The sequence below is a fragment of the Sphingobacterium sp. UBA1498 genome (assembly GCF_002325125.1).
Taxonomy (GTDB): Bacteria; Bacteroidota; Bacteroidia; order Sphingobacteriales; family Sphingobacteriaceae; genus Sphingobacterium.
The window spans coordinates 67008-85300 of record NZ_DCRG01000040.1 but is presented as its reverse complement, the minus strand read 5'-3'; the positions used below and the strand labels follow the sequence as shown (position 1 = coordinate 85300).

15 protein-coding genes are annotated in these 18293 nt (G+C 38.8%); 10 read left to right on the top strand and 5 right to left on the bottom strand.

Annotation, left to right across the window (positions count from 1 at the left end):
• Positions 1-72: 72 nt before the first annotated feature.
• The 7 genes from B3139_RS21175 (at position 73) to rplI (ending at position 6261) form a co-directional block, all read left to right on the top strand.
• Complete coding sequence (locus tag B3139_RS21175; protein WP_209578821.1) at positions 73-939, top strand: lysophospholipid acyltransferase family protein; 867 nt, start codon at positions 73-75, stop codon at positions 937-939.
• The gene (locus tag B3139_RS21170; RefSeq protein WP_293885638.1) at positions 936-1967 is read left to right on the top strand and encodes a glycosyltransferase family 2 protein; all 1032 of its coding nucleotides are present in this window, start codon (positions 936-938) and stop codon (positions 1965-1967) included. The genes B3139_RS21175 and B3139_RS21170 overlap by 4 nt, the downstream gene beginning before the upstream one ends.
• A 119-nt stretch (positions 1968-2086) precedes the next feature.
• A complete protein-coding gene (ligA, locus tag B3139_RS21165) occupies positions 2087-4111 on the top strand; it encodes an NAD-dependent DNA ligase LigA (protein WP_293885636.1) in 2025 nt (674 codons plus the stop codon).
• Positions 4112-4147: 36 nt separating this feature from the next.
• Positions 4148-5026 carry a 4-hydroxy-tetrahydrodipicolinate synthase gene (gene dapA, locus B3139_RS21160; RefSeq protein WP_293885634.1) on the top strand — a complete coding sequence of 293 codons (879 nt, stop codon included), beginning with the start codon at positions 4148-4150 and terminating at the stop codon, positions 5024-5026.
• A 144-nt stretch (positions 5027-5170) separates the two neighbouring features.
• Positions 5171-5539, top strand: coding sequence for a 30S ribosomal protein S6 (rpsF, locus tag B3139_RS21155; protein WP_046671750.1), 369 nt, complete (start codon positions 5171-5173; stop codon positions 5537-5539).
• Positions 5539-5802 carry a 30S ribosomal protein S18 gene (rpsR, locus tag B3139_RS21150; protein WP_028071347.1) on the top strand — a complete coding sequence of 88 codons (264 nt, stop codon included), beginning with the start codon at positions 5539-5541 and terminating at the stop codon, positions 5800-5802. Before rpsF ends, rpsR begins: the two co-directional genes overlap by 1 nt.
• Before the next feature lie 15 nt (positions 5803-5817).
• Positions 5818-6261, top strand: coding sequence for a 50S ribosomal protein L9 (gene rplI / locus B3139_RS21145; protein WP_209578825.1), 444 nt, complete (start codon positions 5818-5820; stop codon positions 6259-6261).
• A gap of 573 nt (positions 6262-6834) precedes the next feature.
• Here the strand turns inward: rplI and trxA are convergent.
• Together trxA and dnaE are read right to left on the bottom strand one after the other, a co-directional pair.
• On the bottom strand, positions 6835-7155 hold the full coding sequence (trxA, locus tag B3139_RS21140) for a thioredoxin (protein WP_209578826.1): 321 nt from the start codon (positions 7153-7155) through the stop codon (positions 6835-6837).
• A gap of 122 nt (positions 7156-7277) precedes the next feature.
• Positions 7278-11696 (bottom strand): DNA polymerase III subunit alpha, encoded by a 4419-nt coding sequence (dnaE, locus tag B3139_RS21135; protein ID WP_293885624.1) that lies wholly within the window; start codon positions 11694-11696, stop codon positions 7278-7280.
• Positions 11697-12059: 363 nt separating this feature from the next.
• On the opposite strand from dnaE, the gene B3139_RS21130 reads away from it, so the two are divergent.
• Positions 12060-12842, top strand: a complete 783-nt coding sequence (locus tag B3139_RS21130; RefSeq protein ID WP_293885622.1) for a Cof-type HAD-IIB family hydrolase — start codon at positions 12060-12062, stop codon at positions 12840-12842.
• Here the strand turns inward: B3139_RS21130 and B3139_RS21125 are convergent.
• Positions 12839-13441, bottom strand: coding sequence for a hypothetical protein (locus B3139_RS21125; protein WP_293885620.1), 603 nt, complete (start codon positions 13439-13441; stop codon positions 12839-12841). The genes B3139_RS21130 and B3139_RS21125 overlap by 4 nt on opposite strands.
• Before the next feature lie 45 nt (positions 13442-13486).
• On the opposite strand from B3139_RS21125, the gene B3139_RS21120 reads away from it, so the two are divergent.
• Positions 13487-14389 carry a pirin family protein gene (locus B3139_RS21120; protein WP_293885595.1) on the top strand — a complete coding sequence of 301 codons (903 nt, stop codon included), beginning with the start codon at positions 13487-13489 and terminating at the stop codon, positions 14387-14389.
• A 146-nt stretch (positions 14390-14535) separates the two neighbouring features.
• Here the strand turns inward: B3139_RS21120 and B3139_RS21115 are convergent, their stop codons facing one another.
• A complete protein-coding gene (locus tag B3139_RS21115) occupies positions 14536-15135 on the bottom strand; it encodes a DUF502 domain-containing protein (protein ID WP_209578831.1) in 600 nt (199 codons plus the stop codon).
• Between the two features lie 44 nt (positions 15136-15179).
• Positions 15180-17621: a bifunctional UDP-N-acetylmuramoyl-tripeptide:D-alanyl-D-alanine ligase/alanine racemase gene (locus tag B3139_RS21110; protein ID WP_293885593.1), complete on the bottom strand. Its 2442-nt coding sequence runs from the start codon at positions 17619-17621 to the stop codon at positions 15180-15182.
• A 78-nt stretch (positions 17622-17699) separates the two neighbouring features.
• Between B3139_RS21110 and B3139_RS21105 the strand changes: the two genes are divergently transcribed.
• Positions 17700-18188, top strand: coding sequence for a regulatory protein RecX (locus tag B3139_RS21105; protein WP_293885591.1), 489 nt, complete (start codon positions 17700-17702; stop codon positions 18186-18188).
• The last annotated feature ends 105 nt before the right edge of the window (positions 18189-18293 follow it).

Genomic DNA, 18293 nt, shown 5'->3' with positions numbered 1-18293 from the left:
TGTTATAAGTGACGCAAAAATAACTTAAATTAAGGATATTTGTAAAGAACAACTGGGAATTTTAGCTATAGCATGAAACAAAGAGCGTTAAACGCATTAATCTATATTATATCTCTTCTCCCCTATTGGTTTCTATATTTGATCTCCGATGGGCTTTATTACATACTTTATTATATCATAGAATATAGAAAGAATATTGTATTTCAGAATTTAAAAAATGCTTTTCCTGAAAAAACGGATAAAGAGCGACTTGTTATTGCTAAAAAGTTTTACCGTTTTTTTCCGGACCTCATTGTCGAGTCGATCAAATTGAAAACAATTACCGCTGAGGAAGTGAAGAAAAGAATGATGTTGGAAAATGAGGAGGAATTGACAAGACACCTTGAGGCCGGCAAGAATGTCATAGGGGTAACATCGCATTATGCCAACTGGGAGCTCGGTATACATCGTTTGAGTTTAATCACAAACTTTCCAACGTTGATTGTATACAAACCACTCAATAACAAAGATATTGACACGGTTTACAATGGCATGCGGGGCCGGTTTGGTGCCGAAATGGTACCTATGAAACAGATACTCCGTCATATCGTAAAATTAAAGGGCCAACCCAATGTTAGCATACTGGTCGCCGATCAAACCCCTTTATATTCGGATTCCGATTACTTTATTAATTGGCTAAATCAAGAGACATTGGTCTATACCGGAGCCGAAAGGCTTTCTCGAATTAGTAAAGCGCCGGTCGTTTATTGTTCAATCAACAGAAAACCTAAAAGAGGTCATTATTCCTGTAAATTTTTCACTTTACTCGAAGAGCCAAGCGGCTTTGGAGAACATGAGATAACCAATTTACATAATCAGCTCGCTGAGCAGCTTATCCGTGAAACCCCAGAATATTGGTTATGGTCACATAACCGCTGGAAAAGAAAACGTAGAAAATGAGTAAATTACCAAAAGTAGCTGTTGTTATCCTCAATTGGAATGGTCGATTTTTTTTAGAAAAATTTTTACCATCTGTTTATAATAGCTCATACCCAAATGTCGAATTTGTAATTGGTGACAATGCCTCCGATGATGATTCAATTTCATTTGTGAGACAGTATTATCCTACCATTACAATTCTCGAAAATGATCAAAACTATGGCTTTGCAGGCGGCTATAACAAGATATTGCAGCGTGTAAAAGCAGATTATTATGTGTTGCTCAATTCGGATGTTGAAGTGAGTCAAAATTGGATCGAACCTGTCATAGAATACTTGGAAAGGAACCCTTCTTTGGCAGCTGCACAGCCTAAAATACGTTCATTCCATGATAAGCAGAAGTTTGAACATGCTGGAGCAGCTGGGGGATATTTGGATTACTTTGGATTTCCTTTCTGCAGAGGAAGGATTCTACATGAAGTAGAAGACGACGAAGGACAGTACGAGGAGGAATCAGAGATCTTTTGGGCCTCTGGAGCTGCACTTTTTATCCGTTCGGAAGCCTGGAAGGAGGCGGAGGGTCTTGATGAAGATTTCTTTGCGCATATGGAAGAAATTGACTTGTGCTGGCGATTGAAAAAGATGGGCTATGGAATTGGCTATTGCCCCAAATCTATCGTTTACCACGTTGGAGGCGGAACGCTCAACGCTAGCAATCCCAAAAAAACCTATCTTAATTTTAGGAATAATATGGTTATGCTGCAAAAGAACCTGCCCATAGGCAAAGCGATATTTATTATTTTCATTCGACTATGGTTTGATTTTGCTGCGCTTGCCAAATTCCTTATCGATCGAAAACCCAAAGATGCCTGGGCAATCAGCCGTGCGCATCAGTATTTCTTCTTAAACATTTTTAAAAATGCTAAAAAACGTAAAAAATACAACCACAGGGGAAATACAAAAGGACAGTACAAGAAGTCAATCATTGTGGATTTCTACACGAATAGCAAACATAAATTTTCTCAGCTAAATCCAAGTGATTTCAAATAGCATCTTATTTTCCCAAAATACAAAATGCAGAAAAACGCATTTTAAAAATAAAGCAGTCATTACAACAAGATTCTTTATTTATTTTATTTAAACGTACTTTTTATTTGTAATTTTGCAAAATGTTGGCGATGGATATTGAAAAAAAGATAAAAGACTTAACCGCAGAACTTAATCAGTATAACTACCAATACTATGTATTGGCGAACAGTGTTATTTCTGACTACGACTTCGACCTTAAACTAAAGGAGCTCGAAGCCCTGGAAGCTCAATATCCAGCGTTTGCCGATCCCAATTCTCCTACACAGCGTGTTGGCGGGGATATAACTGCCCGATTTCAAACGGAACGACATCGCTGGCCCATGCTCTCTTTAGGTAATACATACAGTCAGGAGGAATTGCTTGATTTCGACCAGCGTATCCGCAAAATCATCGGCGATCAGTTTGAGTACGTCTGTGAATTAAAATTCGATGGTTTATCCATCAGCTTGACGTATGAAAATGGCAAGCTAAGTAAGGCTGTTACACGTGGCGATGGCACGCAGGGCGATGTGGTTACCAACAATGTTAAGACAATCCGATCAATTCCGATCAAACTCAAAGAAGGAGCTTATCCAGCGCAATTCGAAATACGCGGCGAAATATTTATGCATAAATCAGCTTTTCTGCGTTTGAACAAAGAGCGCGAAGATAATGCGGAGCCAACGTATGCCAATCCGAGAAATTTCGCTTCCGGAACGATTAAACTGCAAGACTCTGCTGAGGTTGCAAAGCGACCGTTAGACTGTTTCCTTTACTTTTTGTACTGCGACAACAGAACAAATCTTTTTCACGACCATTGGAATAGCTTGAACCATGTAAAAGAATGGGGATTCCATGTCAGCGAACATAGTAGAAAATGTAGCAATATAAGCGATGTATTTGCATTTATCTATTATTGGGAGGTCGAACGCCATAATCTTGGCTATGAAATCGATGGAATTGTTATTAAAGTAAATGATTATGCACAACAGGAAGAACTTGGCTTTACGGCCAAAAATCCAAGGTGGGCAATATCCTATAAATTCAAAGCTGAACGTGTAGAAACCGGATTGAACTCCATCAGTTATCAAGTTGGCCGTACAGGTGCTGTTACTCCAGTTGCCAATCTCCAACCTGTACTATTGGCAGGGACTACCGTCAAACGTGCATCCCTGCACAATGCAAATGAAATTGCTCGCCTGGATCTGCATGAACATGATACAGTATTCGTGGAAAAGGGGGGCGAAATCATACCCAAAGTTATTGGCGTTAATTACACCAAGAGATTGCCTGGATCAACAAGCTTTGTCTACCCAACATCATGTCCCGAATGTGGCTCCGAACTCATACGCCAAGCTGGCGAAGCGGTACACTACTGCCCTAATGAAACAGGGTGTCCCCCCCAAATTATTGGTAAAATGCAGCATTTTATCGGACGCAAAATGATGGACATCGAAGGTATGGGCGACGAAACGGTTGACAACTTCTTCAAAAAAGGTTTATTACATAATATCGTTGATATTTATGGACTAAAAGACCATCAGGAAGGCTTACAGCAGCTGGAACGTTTCGGTCAGAAATCCATAGAAAATATGCTGAAAGGCATTGAGAAGTCTAAAGAAAAACCGTTTGAAAAAGTACTATTCTCTTTGGGCATACGTCACGTTGGTGAAACGATCGCAAAGAAATTAGCGCTGCACTTTAAAAATATTGATGCCTTGGCACAAGCATCAGCAGAAGAAATCGAAAGCGTACAGGATATTGGACGTCGCATTGCCGAAAGCGTTAGAGAATACTTGGACAATCCGATTCATCAAGAACAGATTAAGGCTTTAAGAAATTACGGCTTAAATTTTGAAATTAAGGAAAAAGAAATCGTTTTGACCAGCAACTCACTGGAAGGGAAGACTTTTTTAATATCCGGTGTCTTCGTAAACCATTCGCGGGAAGAATTAGCGGCAATGATTGAGAGTCATGGCGGAAAGATGGTTTCAGCGATTTCTGCTAAATTAAGTTATCTCGTGGCAGGAGATAAAATGGGACCTTCTAAACTTGCGAAAGCAGAAAAATTAGGTATCCCGATGATTAATGACACAGAACTATTCCAACTCATTAATCCCAAATAAGTTTTTTAATTAAATTAATATAAACACAAAGACAAGATGAACGAGCTTCACGGCGCAGGAGTAGCATTAGTCACTCCTTTTAACTCAGATGAATCTGTTGATTTCGAAGCATTGGGTCAGCTTATTGACTTGCAGATCAACGAAGGTATGGACTATTTGGTTTCTTTAGGTACAACTGGAGAAGTTGCCACATTGACCAATGATGAACGAAAGCGCATCTGGGATTTTACTGTCAAGCGCGTGAACGGTAGATTACCTTTGGTTGCTGGTATCGGTGGAAACAATACTGCTGAGATTGTGGAGCAAATTAAAAATTTTGATTCAACTGGATTTTGTGCAATCCTATCCGTTTCTCCATATTACAACAAACCGACTCAAGAGGGAATTTATCAACATTATAAAGCTGTTGCAGCGGCATCTCCCCTGCCTATTATTTTATACAATGTACCTGGACGTACGGGGAGCAATATCTCTGCACAGACAACATTACGATTAGCGAATGATTTTTCAAATATCGTTGCTATCAAAGAAGCTTCGGGTAACTTTGCTCAGTTCAGTGAAATCTTACGGGATAAACCAAAAGATTTTCTACTGATTTCTGGTGATGATCCTGTTACGTTGCCGATGATGGCTCTTGGTGCTGCCGGCATCATTTCAGTAATCGGAAATGCTTTACCGAAAAAAGTAGCAACCTTAACAAAACTGTGTGCCGAGGGGAATTATATCGACGCTAGATCGATACATCAAGAACTATTGGAGATTACCGAACTATGTTTTATTGAAGGAAATCCCGCTGGCGTAAAATATATACTTCAGGAATTGGGTATTGGAAAAGATATATTACGGCTTCCCTTAGTGAGTATAAGCACAAATACACGGGCTGCGATAAAAGAAGAATTAAAAAAAATAAAGTAAATACCGTAGCATACACTTAAGAAAAGTTTAGATCCTCAAAAGATCTAAACTTTTTTGTTTTAATGCTTTGCAACATAACAATATAATACCTACATTTGCACTTCCACAAAAGTGGGTTTTTAAACAACAAAATTAATTAACACAATGCAACAGTACGAATCTGTAATCGTTCTTACCCCGTTGCTTTCTGATGATGCTGCGAAAGAAGTAATCGCAAAATTCAAAAACATCTTAACAGAAGGCGGAGCCGAGATTGTCGCTGAAGACAATTGGGGTTTGAAAAAATTAGCGTATCCAATCCAGAAAAAAACTACTGGATTTTATCACTTAACTGAATTCAAGGCTCCAGGTGAATTAATCAATAAATTAGAGGTTGAATACAAACGTGATGAGCGCATTATGCGTTTCTTGACTGTAAGTTTAGACAAACATGCTAAAGCTTACAACGAGAAAAAACGTAGCGGTGCATTCAACAAAAAAGCTGAAACTAAAACTGAGGAGGGCGCAAACTAATGGCTAACGAAAATATCCAATACGTAACTGCTCCTAAAGTAGAGGACAACCGTAAAAAATACTGTCGTTTCAAAAAGAATGGTATCAAATATATCGATTATAAAGATGCTAACTTCTTGATGAAATTTGTAAATGATCAAGGTAAAATCTTACCTCGTCGTTTAACTGGTACATCTTTGAAATTTCAACGTAAAGTAGCTCAAGCTGTTAAACGTGCTCGTCACATCGGCTTGTTACCTTACTTAGCTGATGCAATTAAATAAGGAGGACGATAGAAAATGGAAGTAATTTTAAAACAAGATATCAAAGGCTTAGGTGAGCAAAATGATATCGTTAACGTAAAACCAGGTTTCGGTCGTAACTACTTAATCCCTCAAGGATTTGCAATCCAAGCGACTGAATCTGCAAAAAAAGTTTTAGCTGAGAACATTAAACAAGCTCAGTTCAAACAAGACAAAATCAAAAAAGACGCAACTGAATTAGCTGGTAAATTAGAAGCTATCAAACTTTCAATTGGTGCGAAAGCAGGTGAATCTGGTAAAATCTTTGGTAAAGTAAATAGTATTCAGATTGCTGATGCATTGAAAGCAAAAGGTTTTGACGTTGATCGTCGTCGTATCACTTTCGAAGTAGAACCTAAAGAAGTAGGTGAATACATCGCTAACTTAAACTTACACAAGGAAGTAAAAGTTCAAGTTCCTTTCGAAGTTATTGCTGAGTAATCCTATTTATTTAGTAAACAATATAAAAACGGCTATCCCAGGGGATAGCCGTTTTTTTGTTTCTAACCTTATGCATACCTCAAAAAAAAAAAAAACTCGCGTTACGGAGAGCAACGCGAGGCATAATCTAGGGTATTTGAAAGGGAAAATCTTTATCTAATTCATTTTTATCTAAAAAACCACCCAAAAAGGAGTAAAAAATCTAAAAAAGAAAGTAATAACTAAAAAATCAATATTTACTCATTTTTCATATTCAAAGAAAGTGAAAAATATCCATTTTTACAAATAAAATTGATTTTTTTGATAAAAAAACAAAAAAAATCAAACAAAAAGATCAAAAACATAGCTATAATAACAAAAAATAGATATAAATCAACATAAAAAGAATGATTAAATCAATAAAACAAAAAAAAACATATAAAACTACTGCTTATCAAAAGCAAAAAGGATTAATTTAAAAAAAAATAATATAAAAAGCATACATTTTCACAAAAAGAACTAAAAAAAATACAAGACCCCCAAAAAAAAAGGCCTGAAACATATGTTTCAGGCCTTTTTGATTTTTATAACTCGCTAAGCCAGTTGCTTTTCTAATTTCTCGTTCAAAACAGACTTTGGAACAGCGCCGATTTGTTTATCAACAATTTCTCCATTTTTGAAGAATAACAAAGCAGGGATGTTACGAATTCCATAACGTACTGAAATCTCTGGATTCTCATCCACGTTCACTTTCCCTATAACCGCTTTTCCTTCATAATCCTTAGCCAATTCCTCCACTACAGGACCTACCATCCGACATGGTCCACACCATTCTGCCCAAAAATCGATTAATACTGGTTTGTCTGATTTTAAAACAACTTCTTCAAAGTTGCTATCTGTAATTTCTAATGCCATAATCTTTTAATTTTTATAAACCGAAGTTATATTTATATTTTTTAATTGCTAAAATCTATAAACAAAGATAATAACAACTATTAATGTAATTGTAATCTTAATTACACAAATTCCAATCCAAACTAGTTCAATCTATAATTTATACCTTCAAACTTATCAATGCATTCCAAAAATTCATTTGTAAGGTTTATTTTCAGACTTTTAGCTGGCATTTCGACAGATATCTCATCCTGCGGATCCCAAATTTTAAACTTCAATTGACAACTTGGCACAACACCTTCAATCTCGTTTTGCGCAAGTATATCCTTAATTCCATCTAAAAATGCTTCGTCCAATTTAGGCAAAGGAATATTGATCGTAAAACTTTTAGCCATCTTTTCACGAAGATCAGAAAGCAATTGTACACTGCGTAGCTCAAAGCCCCAATTTCCGACTTGTCTAAAACGCTCCTGCACCAAGCCTCTTAACTGCACAAAGTATCCTTCCTGCAAATATCCTTTTAACTTCACATACTCTTCCCCAAATACAGCCATATCATAGGAATCACTATAATCTTCAATGATAAAAGAAGCAAAGGGCTTACCATTCTTAGTCAATCGATGATTTGCAGAAGCTATAATACCCCCTATTACTAATTCCTTATTTTTGATTCGATTAAACTCAAGTAAAGTCTCTTCATCAACCTCCGCCGCCTTAACCTTATTGATCAATGCTAAGTCTGAAACCGAATTCTGGCAAAAATGCTCGATCTCAAAACGATAGGTATCCAATGGATGACTAGTTAGATAAATACCAATGACCTCTTTCTCATATTTAAGCTTCTCAATTAACCCCCATTGTGGACATGGCGCCAACACGGGCTCTGGCAATTCGGCTCCTCCATCAACACCAAAAAGACTTGCCTGGGCTGAACTTTCATTTTCCTTATAACGCTGTCCAAAACGTATCGCCTTTTCCATGCCGGTTGAATTTTCATCGGAGTGGAAATATTGTGCACGATGTGTATTTTCGAAGCTATCGAATCCCCCAGCATAAGCTAAGCTCTCAAATGCCTTTTTATTGACAGCACGTAGATCAATACGCTTAGCCATATCAAAAACGGATTTATATAAACCCGATTGCCTTGTCTGAACAATAGCATCCACGGCCCCTGCTCCAACACCCTTTACAGCGCCTATTCCAAAACGAATAGCACCTCGTTCATTCACTGTAAATTTATAATAGGATTCATTCACATCAGGTCCAAGTACTTCCAACCCCATACGCTTACATTCCTCCATAAAGAATGTTACTTGCTTGATATCATTCATATTGTTAGAAAGTACAGCCGCCATATATTCAGCAGGAAAATGTGCTTTCAAATAAGCTGTCTGATAGGCCACCCACGCATAACATGTGGAATGGGATTTATTAAATGCATAACTCGCAAAAGCTTCCCAATCGGTCCATATCTTCTCCAAGACTTTGGCATTATGTCCCTTCTCCTCGGCCTGCGAAATAAACTTAGGTTTCATCTTGTCAAGTACAGCCTTTTGCTTCTTACCCATGGCCTTCCGCAGTACATCGGCATCACCTTTCGAAAATCCAGCTAACTTTTGAGATAAAAGCATTACCTGCTCTTGATATACTGTAATACCATAGGTTTCTTTCAAATACTCCTCACAGGCATCCAAATCGTAAACAATCGGATCTATACCATGCTTACGCTTAATGAAACTGGGGATATATTCAATTGGCCCTGGACGATAGAGTGCATTCATAGCAATCAAATCTGCGAATACCGTAGGTTTAAGGTCACGCATGTACTTCTGCATCCCTGGAGATTCATACTGAAATACACCAATCGTTTCCCCACGTTGAAAGAGCTCATACGTAAGTTCATCATCAATTGGAAACTGATCTGGATCCAGTACAATACCATGACTTAATTTGACATTCTCGACGGTATCTTTAATCAAAGTCAGCGTCTTTAAACCTAAGAAGTCCATTTTTAGCAAACCAGCACTTTCCACCACGTGGTTATCAAACTGGGTTACATAAAGGTCAGAGTCTTTTGCTAAAGAAACAGGAACAAAGTTAGTAATATCGTCGGGTGTGATAATAACGCCGCAGGCATGAATACCGGTATTTCGTACAGAACCTTCCAATACCCGGGCTTGCCGAATTGTTTCAGCTTCGAGCCCAGCACCATCGGCAATAGATTTCAATCTATTGACGGCTTCAATTTCCTCTGTCCTTAGCTTCTCCTTTAAACCAGCGTCATCTAGCGTAAAAATTTTGGATAATTTAAGATTTGGAATCAGCTTAGCAATTTCATTAGCATCACCTAAAGGTAAATCAAGTACACGGGCTGTATCTTTAATGGATGATTTAGCAGCCATTGTACCGTAGGTAATAATCTGAGCAACTTGACTTGCACCATATTTATTGATTACATATTGCATGACGCGTCCACGCCCCTCGTCATCAAAATCGATATCAATATCGGGCATAGATACACGGTCGGGATTTAGGAAACGCTCAAAAAGCAAATCGTACTTAATCGGATCGATATTGGTAATGCCAAGACAATAGGCCACAGCTGAACCAGCAGCAGATCCCCGTCCAGGCCCCACCGACACTCCCATCGCTCGTGCGGCTGCAATAAAATCCTGCACAATCAAAAAGTAACCAGGATAGCCGGTTTTCTCGATAGTAGCCAACTCAAAGTCTAGCCGCTCACGAATATCATCCGTGATTTCTCCGTAACGTTTTTTAGCACCTTCATAACAGAGGTGCGCGAGGTATTTATTCTCGCCTCGTTTTCCGCCATCCTCAAGATCCGCTTCAACCTGAAACTCTTCGGGTATATCAAATTTAGGCAGGAGAACATCGCGATTTAGTTTAAAAATCTCAACTTTGTCAACTATCTCCTGAATATTCAAAATTGCTTCGGGAAGATCCTTAAACAGCGCCTTCATTTCGTCAGAAGACTTGAAATAATATTCCTGATTCGGCAAACCAAAACGGAATCCCCGGCCCCTACCTTTTGGAGTCGAAAGCTTCTCCCCGTCTTTCACACATAATAAAATATCGTGCGCATGAGCGTCACCTTTCTTCTCGTAATATGTATTGTTGGTCGCGACAATTTTAACCTGATATTTGCGGGAAAATTTAAGCAAGGTTTGGTTCACACGGTCCTCATCTTCCTGGCCGTGGCGCATTAACTCGAGATAAAAATCATCACCAAAGTGCTCCTTCCACCATAGCAATGCCTCCTCGGCCTGGCTCTCCCCTATATTCAGTATTTTATTGGGAACTTCTCCTTGCAGGTTTCCTGACAAAGCGATAACATCCTCCTTATATTGAAGAATAAGATCTTTATCAATCCGCGGCACATAATAGAATCCTGCAGTGTAGGCGAAAGAAGCTAGCTTCGCCAGATTATGGTAACCGCGCTTATTTTTTGCCAACAAGACAATCTGATAACCATTATCTTTTCTGGACTTATCTTTGTGGTTTTCACAGACAAAAAACTCACACCCCACAATGGGCTTTAAGAGCTGACCAGTAGGTTCTTGTCCATTCTCAATAGCTTCCGCATTTTGAGCTTCAATTTCCTTATTATGACCTATAACGCGAGAAACAAACTCAAAAGCCCCCATCATATTGCCATGATCCGTTAATGCAACAGCCGGCATATTATCCTTGATCGCTGCCGAAACCAACCTATCGTACGACATCGTGGACTGAAGGATCGAAAACTGAGAATGGTTATGTAAATGGGTAAATTTAGCATCCTTTAGGGCAGCCAGCGCTTCAGCATCCACAACAACCCTAGCCTCCTCAGGCTCAGACTGCCGTCTAATTTCATCAGAGGCGGCTTTTAAGTTTACATGCTTCAGCCCTACAGTAGGTATCGGACCCGGATTATTGATTTTAAAATCAACGAAGTAACCAGTATCTACCTGAAGTTCTTCGGCCGTAAACACTTCTCTTCTCACCAGCTCCAGAAAACAACGTGCTGTCGCCTCTACGTCGGCAGTGGCATTATGTGCTTCGGCAAATGGCACTCCAAATAAATAGGAATGTAGCTCGGTCAAATTGGGCAACTTAAACCGCCCGCCACGACCACCAGGAATCTTCAGTAGTTCAGCGGTTACTTCCGTACAGGTATCTAAAACAGGCATATTCGCCATATCGGATGTGACACCATAGCGATAAAATTCGCAGCCCATGATATTCAAATCAAAACCAATATTCTGCCCAACGACAAACTTAGCTTTATTTAATGCGATATTGAATTTCTCCAGCACCTCTTGAATTGGCAACCCTTGCTCTTCCGCCAATGCAGTGGATATACCGTGTATTTTTTCAGAGTCATAGGGTATATCAAATCCATCTGGCTTAATTAAGAAATCTTGATGTTCGACCAAATTCCCCATCTCATCATGAATCTGCCAAGCTAATTGAATACAGCGAGGCCAATTGTCCGTATCCGTAATTGGCGCGTCCCAACGCTTAGGTAAACCTGTCGTCTCCGTATCGAAAATAATATACATAAAATTCTAAACCCTTTTAATCCAACACATTAAACACAATACAATTTTTATTTTTTTGGATTTGAAATTTACGAAATTATTAGAGAAGATTGTGTCAGATTTTTGCGAAAATAAACTATCGAGATAGCACATTACAGAAGAAGATCTCTTAAACTAACGCTAACAGAAAGCTGAATTGAGACCTACCTATCGTACATCAACAGTCTGTCGTCATAAATTTTTCGCTAAGGAGGGATGCAAACATATCCTTGCTCAAATCGTCTAAAAAACAATCTTCCTATAGGGATAAATACATCAAATTCAATACTGTAATAGTTACACTATCCTAGGTATTTAGTATATTTGACTTTGACCCAAAAGTTCATGATTAAAGCTATCTTTTTTGACATCGATGGAACTTTACTAAGTTTCAAAACACATCAAGTTCCTGAATCTACTCAACGTGCATTTCAATTATTAAAAGAAAAAAATATTAAGGTATTTGTTTCAACAGGAAGATCATACAATCAGCTGGAGCATATTCATTATCTTAATTTTGATGGTTACATAACTTTCAATGGCGGATATTGCGTCACAAAGGAACAGGAAGTTATCTATAAAAATAATATTCCGGAAAAAGATATCCGCTCCTTATTGCACTATGCCAAAAAACGTGAAGACTTGACTTTTTCATTTATGTCAGAAAAAGAAATTTCGTTAAATCGGGCTACACCAGAGGTATTAGCGATGTACCAGCAGGTTAATGTCCCTACTCCGCCTATTCGCGATTACGAACGGGATTTTGATCTGGACACGGTGATGCAGATTAATGTTTTCATCAGTCCGGAAGAAGAAGCCGAATTTATGAGAAACGTGATGCCAAACTCAGTCGCATCAAGATGGACACCAATTTTCGCCGATGTTAACCCCATGGGGCAGAGCAAAAAAATAGGAATAGATGTTTTTTTAAATCATTTCAACTTCACCCCGGAAGAAACCATGTCATTTGGCGATGGAGGCAATGATATCACCATGCTAGCACACACACATATTGGAGTTGCTATGGGCAATGCAAATCCCGAGGTCAAGGAAATTGCAGATTATATAACAGACAGCGTCGATGATAATGGTATCTGGAATGCACTAAAACACTTCAACATCATCTAAAACAGCTGGACCGACAATGTTATTCGAGCGGTATTGCTGTTACTATTTAACAATAAATTATGCTTTTGTGGGAAGAGATAGGCTAATCGCTTTTGGAAATCAACTAATAATGTGTCACTAAACTGATCTTCCAAATAATGGTTTACGCGATAGCTAACTTCCCATATTAGCACCTTTGGTGAACCCGATAGTCGAATATGGACAGGATGGGAGGACATCGTATTATAACCATTTTTAACGGCATGCTGTATCATAGGGAAAAAAATGAGTGGTGGCAACATAATCTCCTCGTGGCATGGAAGTTTATTTTCCCATTTTACCGAAAAACCGTCCGCGACAACATGTTCTATTAGCTTCAAATACTGCTTCAACAAGTCAAGCTCGATCTGGATCGATTCAAACCGGTCGACCTGCAGCTCAAGCACCTGCTTTTGAAAAGCAAAATATTCATCCAGACTTGTTTTATCACCTTTTAAAAAATGCCCCATCAAAAAACTATCGAGCTGACTGTTCCTAAAAGACAAGCGATCCGCAAGTGCCAAAAGCTCCTCATTTATTAAGACCTTTTTACCAAAAAAACGATTTATTATACCAGACATTTGTTAAATTGCTATAGATTCCAAATACAAAAATAGAAAAACATTATGTCAAATATTGCAATAGTTATTGAAGAAAGGGCGGCCGATATAGGCAATTTCTTGGTTGGACGCCTTCTTCCCTTCAGGCAAAAACGTATGGTAGGCCCTTTTATCTTTATCGACCATATGGGACCTGATACGATTACCGAACCGCACTTCATGGACATTGCCCCACATCCACATATCGGCTTATCAACGCTGACTTATCTGTTCGAAGGCAATATTATGCACCGTGACAGCCTGGGAAATGCCGTGGAAATCAAACCTGGCGCAGTAAACTGGATGACGGCAGGAAAAGGTGTTACACACTCTGAAAGAACGCCGCAACAATTGCGATCCACATCCCATAATTTGCATGGACTGCAAATTTGGGTTGCTCTACCTAAAGAGCTCGAAAAAATGGAGCCTAATTTTGTACACATCGAAGAACCCCAGCTTCCCCACTGGACTGAGGATGGTGTGTCCTATCGGTTAATTGCCGGAGAAATTAAGGAGCATCGCTCCGAAGTCCCCGTTTACAGTCCGTTGTATCTGATCGAAATGAAAGCGGAAGAAGACGCGACGGTTAAACTGGGCGATAATCTCTACGGCGAAAGTGGCTTATACATCTTGGATGGAACTGTAAAAGCTGAAGGTCAGGAATTCGGACCAAAACAAATTTTGGTCGCTAAAGACGCAAAACTATGCGAATTCGAAATGAAAGCAGGTACTTCGGTATACATTTTTGGAGGAACTCCATTTCCTGAGCAACGTTATATTGACTGGAACTTTGTCGCCTCAGATATAGAAACACTTCGGGAAGCAAGAGCCAAATGGGAAAATCATGAATTCCCAAAAGTTCCAGGCGATAATGGCTATATTCCCATCCCACCAGCAAATCCAACCTTGAGCAAAAAAAAGGATCAGTAAAATCATACTGAAAATCAAAATATCATCAAATTGAAGGAGAGCAGTTTAACATGCTGACACAACAAATATTTACCAGAAAAGGCTTAAAATCATGAATCACTTGCAGCCTTTTCTGGTGGGCATCCCAATATAAACTGAATAAACAACTAATGGTCGATCCCACTGACGCCACCAGAAACGACCAACTTCATCGCGTCTGTGGGAGACATATCCAATTTTTTCACCTTATCCGCACTGATAATGACCACCTGTCCTGCAAAAGAATACGAGTATGGAAAATAGACCATCACTTCCTCCTCAAGACCTATACTTTTCAAATCATGCTGCGTCAAAAAACCGATCTTCTTCAGACCAAATTCATTGACAGTCACCAATACAGGCTCATTAAATTTCTTCGCATCACCAACAAATGCCTCAGTAAAGTCTTTTATGGAGGTGTACAATGTGTTTAAGAGTGGTATCCGTTTGATTTGGTGGTTAATCCAAACTTTAATTGGATCGGTCACAAAATTTGTAAATATAACACCGGCCAAAACCAGTACCAAAATGACCGTCAAAATACCTATACCCGGAATATAGAGCGGATGTCCCTTTTCATCCTCTAAAAAATGCTCGGTCAGATTTAACGAAGAATCAATTGATGCCACAATCCAGACAATTAGAAAGATCGCACCCGCCAATGGGACAACAACCAAAATCCCGCGAATCAAATAATTAATGAATCCCCTAATTAATTTTCTAAACATGATCTCAAAATAAAATACTATTCAAAAATGCAGAATATCCTTTATTATTCATAAAAATATACTCTTTTTACTCGCTGAGAAATACTCGTGAGCAATTCATAGGGAATCGTCCCGATTGCCTTGGCCGACGACTTTATATCGGGATATACGATAACTTCGTCTTCCTCACCTACCTCGACATCAGTTACATCAAGCATACACATATCCATACAAATATCTCCTATCGTAGGAACCAAAACACCGTTGACCATCATTTGACCTACCCCATTCCCAAAACGCCTGTCGTACCCGTCTGCATAACCAATTTTTATCGTTGCAATCTTACTATCTCTGTGCAGGACACCATGACGATTATATCCAACGGTCTCAGTGGCTGCAAGGTATTTTATCTGTGTTACATTGGTTTTTAGTATGCTTGCCTCACGGATTGGCAAATCATGACGCTCAATATCAACTCCATAGAGACCGATCCCCAACCTGACCATATCAAAATAAGCATTTGGCCACAATTCGATACCTGAAGTTGCAGCAATATGACGGAGGAAAGAATATCCTATACCATCCTGCAAACGTCTTGTGCACTCATTAAGCAGATCAATTTGTCGCTGAGTAAATTCGCTATCTTTTTCATTTCCTGCAGACGCCAAATGGGAAAATGCCGACTTTACTTTTAAAATGGATGCAGTGTTGAGAAAAGTTATCAATTGATCGACCTCATCAGGCATAAATCCGAGGCGGTGCATACCTGTATCAATTTTAATATGAATTGGGAAGGAGGTTACCTGTTTACCCTTCAAAAAATTCAAAAAGGAGAACAAGATCCTAAAACTATAAATCTCCGGTTCAAGATTATATTGCACGATGGAATCGAAAGAACTTTCGTCGGGACTCATCACAACAATCGGTAGTGTAATACCAGCGCCCCGCAAATCAACTCCTTCATCGGCAAAAGCAACGGTAAGATAATCCACACGATTAAATTGCAAAAGATTGGCAATTTCAAAGCTGCCACTCCCATAAGAAAAAGCTTTTACCATGGTCATCAGCTTGACATGCTTGGGCAGTAATTGTCTGTATACATTCAAATTATTTTCCAGTGCATTCAGATTAATTTCAAGTACCGTATCGTGTGATTTAGCCACTAATTGCCGACTGATACGCTCAAAATGAAATTCCCGACCTCCTTTCAACAACACGGTGGCATTCTCAAAAGAAACGGATCTAATATCAGCTAAAAAAGCAGTTGTGTCCACATAAGAAATAGAAGGTACATCGAACTGCGACGCCACTTTTGGCAAAACTTTACCAATCAATATTAATTGATCCAAGCGGTACTCGCTAAGCAAACGTTTAAGCTTGGCCAAACTTTTTACATCATCTATACTGACACCTGAGATATCTGATAAAATCAACATCTTCAATGGATGTTGGCCCTGCTGATTCAAAAACTCGAGCGCGATCTGCAGTGCATCCAAATCATTACTATAGGAGTCATCGATAATTGAACTATTATTTTTTCCCTTTTTTAACTCGAGACGCATAGCCACGGGTTGTAGGTTTTTAATTCGAGCAGCAATTACCGCACTCTCGTATCCGAACCGCAACATCACCGCGACACAGTTAATTGCATTTTCTACATTCCCTTTGTCCACAAATGGCACTTCAACAGCGAACGTACGACTCATATAATAGAAGGTAACCATTGTAAATCGATCATTCATCTGCTTGATAGAATAAACCTCTAAAGAAAGTCCTTCCTCAAGTCCCCAAGAAAACTTACGCGGTCGATAAGGCAGCTGAACATTTTCGAGATAACTATATGGAAAGATCATGGTTTCCACATGTGTAAAAAGCTGAAGCTTTTCATCAATCTTCTCCGCCTTCGATTCAAAACCTGTCTTATGTGCCACACCTATATTGGTCAATAAACCAATGGAAGGTTTGATCATCTGCTCGAGACGTGTCATCTCACCTTTTTCTGAAATTCCAGCTTCGATAATAGCGAGATTATATTCATCAGATAATCCCCAAAGTGACAACGCCACGCCAAGTTGCGAATTGTAGCTCTTGGGGCTTCGATAGATTTTGTATTCTGGCGACATCAACTGGAAAAGCCATTCCTTGACAATTGTTTTACCATTGCTACCTGTAATTCCTATGACGGGATAATGAAATTTTTGTCGATGAAAGGTCACTAATGCTTGCATGGCGACCAAACTATCTTCAACCCAAACAATATTTGCTCCCGATAACTCTACCTCCTGCTGTTCGTCAACTTGCAATACGAAATTCCGAACACCTCTAGCATAGGCCTCTTTCAAATAATGGTGACCGTCTCTATTTTTCTGCAATGCGAAGAAAATCCCATTATCAGCCTGAACGATCTTACGGCTATCGTAAAATAAATGTTGGACAAAAGAATTGGGATCCGTTATAAATGTGCGATTAGGATGAAAAATCTGAACGATTTCGGATATTTTGTACATTCTTTTGATATTTCTTTAATTGTGTCAAAACTGAACATTTTTTTAGTTATTTCATATTATTTTTGAAATTTTGACATTATGTTTGATAAAGAGAAGAGAAACAAAAAGATATTGACACAGCGCCAGGCTCAGTTAAAAGCTGAGAGCTATTGTGCGTATCAGGAACGTGCCCAACAGGAAGTTCGCGATAAACTCTATAGTTGGGGACTGAGCGAAGAAGAAGTTGAGAATGTGCTTGCCGATTTAATTGCTGAAAACTTCCTCAACGAGGAACGATTCGCCATTGCATATTGCAACGGAAAACTCCGTATGAAAGGTTGGGGTAAAATAAAGATCAAACAGGCGCTGAAATTAAAAAGAGTATCCGAACCATTAATAAAAATTGCATTTAGACAGATCGACCTAGATGAATATGAGCAAATATTAAGTGACCTAATCGATAAGAAACGGCGTGAAATAGGTAGCAAAGATTTTTATACTGTAAAAAATAAACTTTATCAATTTGCATTATCTCGTGGTTTTGAAAGTGATTTAATTTTTTCTATACTGAATTCAAAGGAGTTATAAAAAACACTACAAGAAAGTAAATAAATATTTTGCAATATTGATTTTTCGCTCTATATTTGCATCACCAAAAAGGAACGCAATGATCCTTTAAAATTGAAATAAAAT

Coding starts and splice junctions, on each gene's coding strand:
- B3139_RS21110 (WP_293885593.1), bottom strand. CDS start 17,621: ATGTACAAAATATCCGAAATCGTTCAGATTTTTCATCCTAATCGCACA.
- dnaE (WP_293885624.1), bottom strand. CDS start 11,696: ATGTATATTATTTTCGATACGGAGACGACAGGTTTACCTAAGCGTTGG.
- trxA (WP_209578826.1), bottom strand. CDS start 7,155: ATGGCATTAGAAATTACAGATAGCAACTTTGAAGAAGTTGTTTTAAAA.
- B3139_RS21105 (WP_293885591.1), top strand. CDS start 17,700: ATGTTTGATAAAGAGAAGAGAAACAAAAAGATATTGACACAGCGCCAG.
- B3139_RS21125 (WP_293885620.1), bottom strand. CDS start 13,441: ATGTCTGGTATAATAAATCGTTTTTTTGGTAAAAAGGTCTTAATAAAT.
- B3139_RS21115 (WP_209578831.1), bottom strand. CDS start 15,135: ATGTTTAGAAAATTAATTAGGGGATTCATTAATTATTTGATTCGCGGG.
- B3139_RS21130 (WP_293885622.1), top strand. CDS start 12,060: ATGATTAAAGCTATCTTTTTTGACATCGATGGAACTTTACTAAGTTTC.
- B3139_RS21120 (WP_293885595.1), top strand. CDS start 13,487: ATGTCAAATATTGCAATAGTTATTGAAGAAAGGGCGGCCGATATAGGC.
- dapA (WP_293885634.1), top strand. CDS start 4,148: ATGAACGAGCTTCACGGCGCAGGAGTAGCATTAGTCACTCCTTTTAAC.
- B3139_RS21175 (WP_209578821.1), top strand. CDS start 73: ATGAAACAAAGAGCGTTAAACGCATTAATCTATATTATATCTCTTCTC.
- rpsR (WP_028071347.1), top strand. CDS start 5,539: ATGGCTAACGAAAATATCCAATACGTAACTGCTCCTAAAGTAGAGGAC.
- rpsF (WP_046671750.1), top strand. CDS start 5,171: ATGCAACAGTACGAATCTGTAATCGTTCTTACCCCGTTGCTTTCTGAT.
- rplI (WP_209578825.1), top strand. CDS start 5,818: ATGGAAGTAATTTTAAAACAAGATATCAAAGGCTTAGGTGAGCAAAAT.
- B3139_RS21170 (WP_293885638.1), top strand. CDS start 936: ATGAGTAAATTACCAAAAGTAGCTGTTGTTATCCTCAATTGGAATGGT.
- ligA (WP_293885636.1), top strand. CDS start 2,087: ATGTTGGCGATGGATATTGAAAAAAAGATAAAAGACTTAACCGCAGAA.